At 52.4% G+C, this 7,803-nt stretch carries 7 protein-coding genes; 2 read left to right on the top strand and 5 right to left on the bottom strand.

Features of this window, described 5'->3' with window-relative positions; translation table 11 throughout:
* Nucleotides 1-69: 69 nt before the first annotated feature.
* Nucleotides 70-2,232, bottom strand: a complete 2,163-nt coding sequence (gene ppk1 / locus QEH52_RS16435; protein ID WP_308951921.1) for a polyphosphate kinase 1 — start codon at nt 2,230-2,232, stop codon at nt 70-72.
* Between the two features lie 192 nt (nt 2,233-2,424).
* Here ppk1 and QEH52_RS16440 point away from each other — a divergent pair, with 192 nt between their 5' ends.
* Nucleotides 2,425-2,649: a hypothetical protein gene (locus QEH52_RS16440; protein ID WP_308951922.1), complete on the top strand. Its 225-nt coding sequence runs from the start codon at nt 2,425-2,427 to the stop codon at nt 2,647-2,649.
* Nucleotides 2,650-2,784: 135 nt separating this feature from the next.
* Nucleotides 2,785-4,206, top strand: a complete 1,422-nt coding sequence (locus QEH52_RS16445; RefSeq protein WP_308951923.1) for an alkaline phosphatase — start codon at nt 2,785-2,787, stop codon at nt 4,204-4,206.
* A gap of 76 nt (nt 4,207-4,282) precedes the next feature.
* Here the strand turns inward: QEH52_RS16445 and QEH52_RS16450 are convergent, their stop codons facing one another.
* The 4 genes from QEH52_RS16450 to QEH52_RS16465 all read right to left on the bottom strand — a co-directional run bounded on the left by QEH52_RS16450 (nt 4,283) and on the right by QEH52_RS16465 (nt 7,517).
* On the bottom strand, nt 4,283-5,293 hold the full coding sequence (locus QEH52_RS16450) for a hypothetical protein (protein WP_308951924.1): 1,011 nt from the start codon (nt 5,291-5,293) through the stop codon (nt 4,283-4,285).
* A 232-nt stretch (nt 5,294-5,525) separates the two neighbouring features.
* Entirely contained in the window at nt 5,526-5,747 is a 222-nt protein-coding gene (locus tag QEH52_RS16455; RefSeq protein ID WP_308951927.1) for a Nif11-like leader peptide family natural product precursor, read from the bottom strand.
* The gene (locus QEH52_RS16460) at nt 5,729-6,736 is read right to left on the bottom strand and encodes an ADP-ribosylglycohydrolase family protein (protein WP_308951929.1); all 1,008 of its coding nucleotides are present in this window, start codon (nt 6,734-6,736) and stop codon (nt 5,729-5,731) included. Before QEH52_RS16460 ends, QEH52_RS16455 begins: the two co-directional genes overlap by 19 nt.
* A gap of 4 nt (nt 6,737-6,740) precedes the next feature.
* Nucleotides 6,741-7,517, bottom strand: coding sequence for an NAD(+)--dinitrogen-reductase ADP-D-ribosyltransferase (locus QEH52_RS16465; protein WP_308951930.1), 777 nt, complete (start codon nt 7,515-7,517; stop codon nt 6,741-6,743).
* Nucleotides 7,518-7,803: the final 286 nt, after the last annotated feature.

The following is a 7,803-nucleotide window of genomic DNA, read 5'->3' on the forward strand; positions in this document are numbered from 1 at the left end:
AGGGCGAAAGTTTTAAGCGGCGGTGGTACGGACTCGTTTGGACTGTGGCCGCAGAGAGGTCCGAGCGTTTTATTCCGGATTTTCGACTTCGGTGACCGGTGTGATCTTGCTGTCCTCGGTGAGTTCCTGCTGTGCTTGAGCGCCGCGCTTGGCTTCGAACTGTTGCAAGAAAGACTCCTGAGCGCTGAAAAGTTCGGCACCTTTTTTGCGAGCGGGCTTGTGGTAGGATCCGTTGGCCCGGAGGATGCGTGCGTTTCGAGTGTCTTTGAGGTAAGTGTCAAGCAGGTCGATTATACGTTGGCGGTTATCGGGGTCTTCTATCGGGAAAATCGCTTCAATGCGTCGATAGAAATTGCGTGGCATCCAGTCCGCGCTGCCTGCAAATATGTGCGCTTGGCTACCACTGCTATTTTCAAAGTAGAAGATACGGCTGTGCTCTAGATAACGCCCAAGGATACTGCGTACTCGGATATTGTCGCTGACGCCCTTAATATTGGGCACTAAATTGCAAATGCCGCGCACGATCAGATCGATTTTTACCCCTGCCTGGGAGGCGCGGTAGAGGTTGTCAATGGTCTCTTGGTCGACCAAGCTATTTGTTTGCACGATGATGCGTGCTGGCTTGCCAGCCTTGGCATTACGCGTTTCGGCACGGATGTGCTTTTGCATATTGCTGTGTAGAGTAAAGGGGGCGACCAGTAATTTCTTAAAGCTAGGAGTGAGCGAGAAGCCGGTTAGTGTGTTGAACAGGCCCGCCACTTCGCTGGTGATGTCTTCCTTGCAGGTAAAGAAGCTGAGGTCTGTGTAGAGACGAGCGGTTTTTGGATTGTAATTTCCTGTGCCTAGATGGACGTAGCGTCGTAGGGTGCTACCTTCGCGGCGGACGACCATGCATGTCTTACAGTGTGTCTTCAGGCCGACCAAGCCATATACGACATGCACCCCTACATCTTCTAACTGGCGGGCCCACTGGATATTATTGGCCTCGTCGAAGCGCGCTTTAATTTCGACCAATACGGTGACTTGCTTGCCCCGGCGGGAGGCCTCCATCAGTGCCTTGATAATGGGAGAGTCGCCGGAAGTCCGGTAGAGTGTTTGCTTGATGGCAAATACCTGCGGGTCGCGTGCAGCTTGGTTGAGAAAGTCGATAAAGGGCTGGAAGCTCTCATAGGGATGATGTAGCAAGACGTCCTTAGTTGCGATTTGCTCGAAGATGCGTTCCGGATTCTCGAGCTCTTTGGGCATATAGGGCGTGTGATGCGGAAACTTAAGGTCGGGGCGATCGATTAGGTCGTATGCACTCATCAAACGAAAGAAATTAAGCGGGCCGTCGATGGTATAGACATTCTCCGGCTGTAGCTTGATAGCCTCTAAGAACTCTTGCATCAGCGCTGGGTCGGCCCCCTTTGCGATCTCTAGACGTACCGCTGCGCCTTTGTGCATGTTCATCAGCTCCTCCTCGATCTTTCGCAGCAAGTTTTCGACTTCTTCTTCATCAATGTAGAGATCACTATTACGCGTAATGCGGAAAGGCACCGACGAGGTGACACGGTAGCCAGGGAACAGACGCTTAATGAAGCGCTGCACGATATCGCTCAGGAACACATAGACTTCAGGCTTCCCACGGCGCGTCGCGCCCACCTTGATGATGCGAGGCAGCACACGCGGGATCGGAATGATCGCCATCATGCGCTCGATGATACGCGTCTCCGGGTCGTCAATAGACGCCAATATATAGAGCGCTTTATTGGTCAGCTGCGGGAAAGGGTGCGCCGGATCGATCGCCAGTGGGGTGAGCACAGGAAATATTTGCTCTTCGAAGTAGGTTTCGACCCACTTTTTTTCGGTGCGCGTCAATTCATCGATACTGGAAAATAGAATGTCAGACTCTTTCAGGCCTGGGACGATTTGCTGCTCCCAGCAGTCATACTGATCGGCAACTAGGCGTTTGCAGATGCTCTGGATGCGGCGCAGCTGCTCCTTTGGGCCGAGGCCGTCGGGGCCGCGCTCGATGGCACCTGATTTTACTTGTTGCAGTAAGCCCGCGACTCGGATCTCGAAGAATTCGTCGAGGTTAGAGCTGACGAATGCCAGAAACTTCATACGTTCTAGCAGCGGGTACTCGGTCGACTCTGCTTGTTCTAATACGCGCCGATTAAAGGCCAACCAGCTTAATTCACGGTTGAAATATGGGAAACGGGGATGTGTGTGTGTGGTATTAGCGGTGCTCATCGTATGTGAAATCTTTGACCATGTGAGGGTTCGGGCGCTTAGGCAAGTCAGAGCCCGCCTAGTACTTAATTTTAACAGTGAGTAGGCGTTTGATTATTAGGCGAGACCCTAATTGAATTGAAGAATAAACCTCAAGAGTGTTGCAATCATCGAAAAAATGGCAGAATGTAGGGACGCAACTCATTATATATTATGAAACTATCACACATTATTACACTTCTCATCGCCGCGCTCTTCTTTACAGGCTGCGCATCTAATGATAACGGGGCTACTTCAGAGGAAGCCGCAACTACAACTGGCTCTGGCACGATGAGTGACGAAGCTGCGACTCAAAAGACTGCCTATGAAGGCTCTACAGGTTCTGGTCTCTTGATGGAACGTTACAAATCTGGCAACATCGAAGGCTATCGTGACTAGTTTTCGGCTCTCGTTCGAATCTTTCAACGTCGTTCTCATTGCGAGAGCGGCGTTTTTTTATGTTTAGTGTGAAATAGCCCAGAATCTGCATTTCCTGCTTTCGCAGTGAGATTAAACTGCTAGCTCTTATATTATATGGAAAATGTTACGCCTTCTTCTCGACGCCAATTTCTGAAAATGTCCGGCTTGGCTGGTGCGGCTTCTCTGCTTACAGGTTCGGCTACGGCTTCAGGAAATCATCCTGATAAGTTGCCCAAGGTTGCAGGACAGGCTAAAAATGTTATTTTCTTGGTCGTGGACGGCTTGTCCAATGGCACTGTGGGGCTGGCGCACCATTGGAAGCTGCGTCATCAACAGCAGCCCCTGAATTGGATCCAACTCTTCGAGCGCAAAGACATTCATCGTGCGTATCAGGACACAGCGTCCGCCAGTTCGCCAGTGACCGATTCCTCGGCAGCCGCCAGTTCGTGGGGCTGCGGGCAACGGATCAACAATGGCGCCGTTAATGTCACGCCCGGGGGGGAATCCCTGAAGCCGATCCTTAGCTATGCCAAGGAAGCCGGTAAAGCCACCGGGCTGGTGACGACCTGCCGCGTTACGCATGCCACGCCCGCAGGCTTTGCGGCCAATGTGGCCAAGCGCAATATGGAAGATGAAATTGCGCAACAGTATTTCGAGCGCGGAATTGATGTGATCCTCGGAGGCGGCGCACGCCATTTCACCCAAAAGCAAGAAGACGGCAGTGTAAACAAGCTCATTCCTCAATTTAAAGATCAGGGTTACACTTACGTGAAAAATGGCAGTGAACTCGCAGCCGCCGCCAAGGGGCAGGGACCTTTACTCGGTTTGTTTGCAAACAGTCACATCCCCTATATGATCGATCGAGAAAGCGATGGAGTGGAGCCAGATACACCTGGTTTGATCGATATGTTCCGTGCTGCATTGGCTCGGCTGGATCGGGCTGAAAACGGCTTCTTACTACAGGTCGAAGCTGGACGTGTGGATCACGCGGGCCATGCCAACGATGCTGGGGCGATTTTGCGCGAATTTTTAGAGTTTGATGCATGTATTCCGGTCGCGCTGGAGTATATTGACGCGCATCCCGACACCATGCTCGTGATTACGACCGACCACGGCACTGGGGGCTGCCAGCTCAATGGAGCCGGCGTCAGCTATAATGATAGTGGACCCGCGCTAGAGCAGATCAATCAGATCAAGTATAGCTTCGAATGGTTGCACCAGCGTTTGATGGAGGCACAGCAGTTTGAGCCTAAATACGTTAAGATGGCCTTCGGCATCGATGCGACCGCAGACCAAGCAGCCATAGTTCAACGTGCGATCGACTCCCAGGCGAAGTATTTGAGCGGGGCATTTATCGAAGCCTTTGGCCCGCAGATTAAAGAAATGACTGCAGTTGGTTGGACTTCGAGCAAGCACACTGCCGAGTGTGTCGAGCTCTTTGCTTTCGGTCCAGGTTCGGAGACTGTGCCCGCATTTGTTAAGAACTACGAGATATTTGGCATTATTAACAATACCTTAGGCATTCAAACTAGTTGACTCTATGTAAGAAGTTTCTGGTGCGTATGCTTGCCATTTGGGCCAGATTGGCGGCCTTCTCTGTCGATATTCGCTTCTAGCCACAGCCGCCGCAGCCGCCGCAATCGCTCACGCCTTCACCTCCATTTTGGCAGCAGCTTTCGTCGCCTGGGCAGCCGGCGCAGACGGCTTTGACCACGCGTGTGTGCTTGAATTGTGCAAACTGATATTGGCTCAGGCTGTAATCATAGGACTGGCGAGCTTCGATCTGAACACGCTCGGGCGTAAAGCTTAGCTTCATCGGCACTGTGCGTAATTGCTCGGGATCGATGTAAGAGGGGGCTTCATAGGGTTCAATGTCGGTTTCCTTACCATCGGGGCCCACGACATGGATGCCAGTGTGGATGGTGGTGATTGCGCTTAGTTGTCCCGTGGAGCTGAATTGGAGCGAGTTTTGATCGGCGTGCATGCCGATGATCTCAGGGTCATAGGCTTTAATGAGGCCTACGGGGGTCGGCACTTCGACGGGGCTGGCTGGCTCCACGGAGCGCAGTGTGCCGTCTTCGTAGAGCGCAAGACCTGTGCGGCAGACGATCGGGCCGAGCGGAGTTTCGAGCTCCATGGCTTCGCCGGGCCACAAGGTTAGGGATTTAAGCGCGCCGCTGGGGTAGAAATGTAGACTGATGATTTTTGCATTTACTTGACCCACGGAGAGGTTGAGGTGGAGCGCATCGGCCATTTCGCGTTCGTTGGCTTCCGACCAAAAGCCGTCGATCAATCCATTGAGCGGAAACACACGGTTGATACTGCCGTCCTTATAAAAAGTGACGAGTTCTGCCGCCACTTCACCAATCGGAGTCTTCAATAAGGTCTGTTTGTCCAGAGCGGCACTTTTGATTTGGCCATTCTCAAAGAAATCGATCGAGCTGCGGTGCTTCTTCTGCCGTTCCCCGAATTGAGCTGGGCTGTATTGCGGAATCAACTCGCCGATCGGAGTGGGTAAGCTGTTCTTCTGATTCAACATGCATGATTTTAACGCGCCACTCGCATAATGCGATGAGCTCGTGATGCCTTTCAATTCGCCATAATTTGTCGTGTGAGTTTTCATGATTTCCTTTCGTAGGGGCGTCACTTGTGACGCCCGCGGTGGTTCCAGTGGTTCGGCAGTCTTTACCTTGCGGCAAGCTCCAGAGGGCTTATTGAGGCTCCAGTGTGTTGCGTGCCCTGTGGATGCTGTTGTTGGTTCGGGCGCGGGCTAAAGCACCGCTCTACGTTTGTTGATGTTACCTTTGCACCCGCGTTTGCCGTAAAAGGATACTATGCCTCTCATTGCGATTCAATTAGCGCAACCAAACAGCACGTGAGCGTGGGTTGCCGGAGGATTCAAAATCGAGCTCTTCTTCTTTCAATACGGCTTCCAATTCTGCTACCGTAAATTCAAAGCCATCTTCGATCGCGAGTGCTACGAAATCCTCCTTCGTTTTTGCGACGTTATATTTGACTCGAAAGTCCTTATCGGCGCCGCCTTTGAGCAGTAATTTTTCTACGTTTTCTTCTGACATGATTTATTAGTTTTTAGTGGTTTGGATGTGTGTGATCTTTTTTCGGCCTGACTCAAGTCGAGTTGGTTTAAGATTTCGGCACCGCGCAGAGCGTTGCGCCATTTTGTAGGTATATTTTCGATACCATGACGTATGCCTGCAATGCCACCAGCGACGCAGGCGGTCGTGTCGGTGTCATGCCCGAGTGCGATGGCGCGGCGAATGACGGAGGCGTAGTCCTTTTCTTCACAGGCGAGCCGGGCGGAGTGTAAGGTGTCGAGCACGTAGCCAGTGCCTTGGCCGTGTGGGGGTTCATCGGGGCGAATGTGGGTTTCGAGTTCGCGCACGTAAGCGGGATCTTTTTGATAAATATTGCGCAGGCTGCTGACGGCGCTGTTCCACGGATCAGGGGCATTTTGCAATTCCCGACGGGCCCATAGGCAGTAGAGCGCGCAGCACACTTGCGAGCGTAGGTGGGCGTGGGTGACTTCGGATTGTGCATGTGCGTCCATCACGAGTGAGACGTCTTTGCCGCCGTGGAGTAAAGCGAGTGGTAAGCAGCGCATCAGTGAGCCATTGCCATTGTTGCGTTCGCCTCGGAGTCCAGCGTAGCGGGCGGTCATGCCTTTTTTGAGTTTGGCGATTGCAGACGTGGTTTGATTGCCGATGTCGAAGACATAGTTGTCGACTGCCATGTATCCGCGGTCATGCCATTTGATCAAACGTGCGGTGAAATCGTATGCGTGGTACATGCCGCATTCCTTGAGCGAGGCATAGAGGCAGAGTGCCTGCGCACTGTCGTCCGACCAGGTGCCAAGTGGCACGTGGGCGTAACTGCGTAGGTATCCTTTGGGCGGATGCATGTTAATTTCCTCGAAGGGAGGAATGTCTTTTGGATGGCGAAACTCGTAGGGAACGCCGCAGGCATCGGCCACCAGTAGCCCCCACATGCCGTCGCGCACGCGATCCGTATGTGTCTTTTTAACTGGGCTGCTTATGAGTGCTGGCATGAGATTAATAGAGTAGTTCGTGCACACGGTAGTCGCCGCCGATGGCGAGGTATTCATTTTCGCCGCTGAGCAGGCTGTCGGGGAGTAGGCCGCTGAAGAAGATGATCTTCGCGCGGGTCACAGTTGTCTTCCAGACTGTTGAGCCGAACTCCCAGGCGCGCTCTCGGTCGTTGGTGAAGGAGACTAAATTGTTCAGGCGGACGATACTTTCACGACGACTTTCCGTCTTTCGAATCGGGTGTTCTTCGGGATCGTTGGTGCCTCGATAGAGTGTGAACATACTTTGCTCAGGCCAGCGACGCAGCAATTCGTATTGGCAAAACTCGTAGAGTAGGTCCAGTTGGGCGTCGATTGCGTTGGTGCGGGCACTGCCTTTCATACGATCATAGGCGAAGCGTCGGTCCTCTTCGCCATCGATCGACTGATGCAAGACGCCCCGGTGATACGTGGGTGCGACGCCGAAACGACTTTGTACCCAGTTTTTCATAACGGCGCCTTCGATACTATTGCTGTCCATGCCCCAACCAGCCAAAAAGCGAAGATAACTGTTGCGCAGACTGCTACGTGCCTTGCCGGTATACTCACTCCATTGATGGAGCGCGAACTTGACGTCCAGGTATTCGTGAAAAATACGGCCGCGTTCGGATGCTGTTTCAAACTGTTCAAGTTTATTGAAAAAATCACGATTCGATTCACGCACGCCTGCAATGTGCAGGGGGCTGCTTGATTGGTTGAATTCTTCTGAAGCGATAATCCATGCGGGGATGTCACAGAGATTCATGGAGTGAACGTCGAACATCGAACTTCGAACGTCCAATTTTGAAGGATGAACCATTGTCTAGCTTTGGTCTTCAATCACGAAGGCTTTAAGTGTTGGATTCATCATTCGATGTTCAGGATTGTAGGGGCTTCACTTGTGACGCCCGCCGAGTTGTTGGCTTGTGCTCGGCGGGCTTGGACTCCGCGGGCGTAACAAGTCGCAATGCCATTGCATAATTCAAAGTGCCCTCTCTAGGACCGTAATTAGAACTGGTTCTCTGGATTCGCTTCTTATCCTGACTTTGGGC

The sequence above is a fragment of the Thalassobacterium maritimum genome, from assembly GCF_031127805.1.
Lineage (GTDB): Bacteria > Verrucomicrobiota > Verrucomicrobiia > Opitutales > Coraliomargaritaceae > Thalassobacterium > Thalassobacterium maritimum.

What these genes read in the sequence shown, in the direction of transcription:
- ppk1 (WP_308951921.1), bottom strand. Translation starts at nt 2,232, where the DNA reads ATGAGCACCGCTAATACCACACACACACATCCCCGTTTCCCATATTTC.
- QEH52_RS16440 (WP_308951922.1), top strand. Translation starts at nt 2,425, where the DNA reads ATGAAACTATCACACATTATTACACTTCTCATCGCCGCGCTCTTCTTT.
- QEH52_RS16445 (WP_308951923.1), top strand. Translation starts at nt 2,785, where the DNA reads ATGGAAAATGTTACGCCTTCTTCTCGACGCCAATTTCTGAAAATGTCC.
- QEH52_RS16450 (WP_308951924.1), bottom strand. Translation starts at nt 5,293, where the DNA reads ATGAAAACTCACACGACAAATTATGGCGAATTGAAAGGCATCACGAGC.
- QEH52_RS16455 (WP_308951927.1), bottom strand. Translation starts at nt 5,747, where the DNA reads ATGTCAGAAGAAAACGTAGAAAAATTACTGCTCAAAGGCGGCGCCGAT.
- QEH52_RS16460 (WP_308951929.1), bottom strand. Translation starts at nt 6,736, where the DNA reads ATGCCAGCACTCATAAGCAGCCCAGTTAAAAAGACACATACGGATCGC.
- QEH52_RS16465 (WP_308951930.1), bottom strand. Translation starts at nt 7,517, where the DNA reads ATGAATCTCTGTGACATCCCCGCATGGATTATCGCTTCAGAAGAATTC.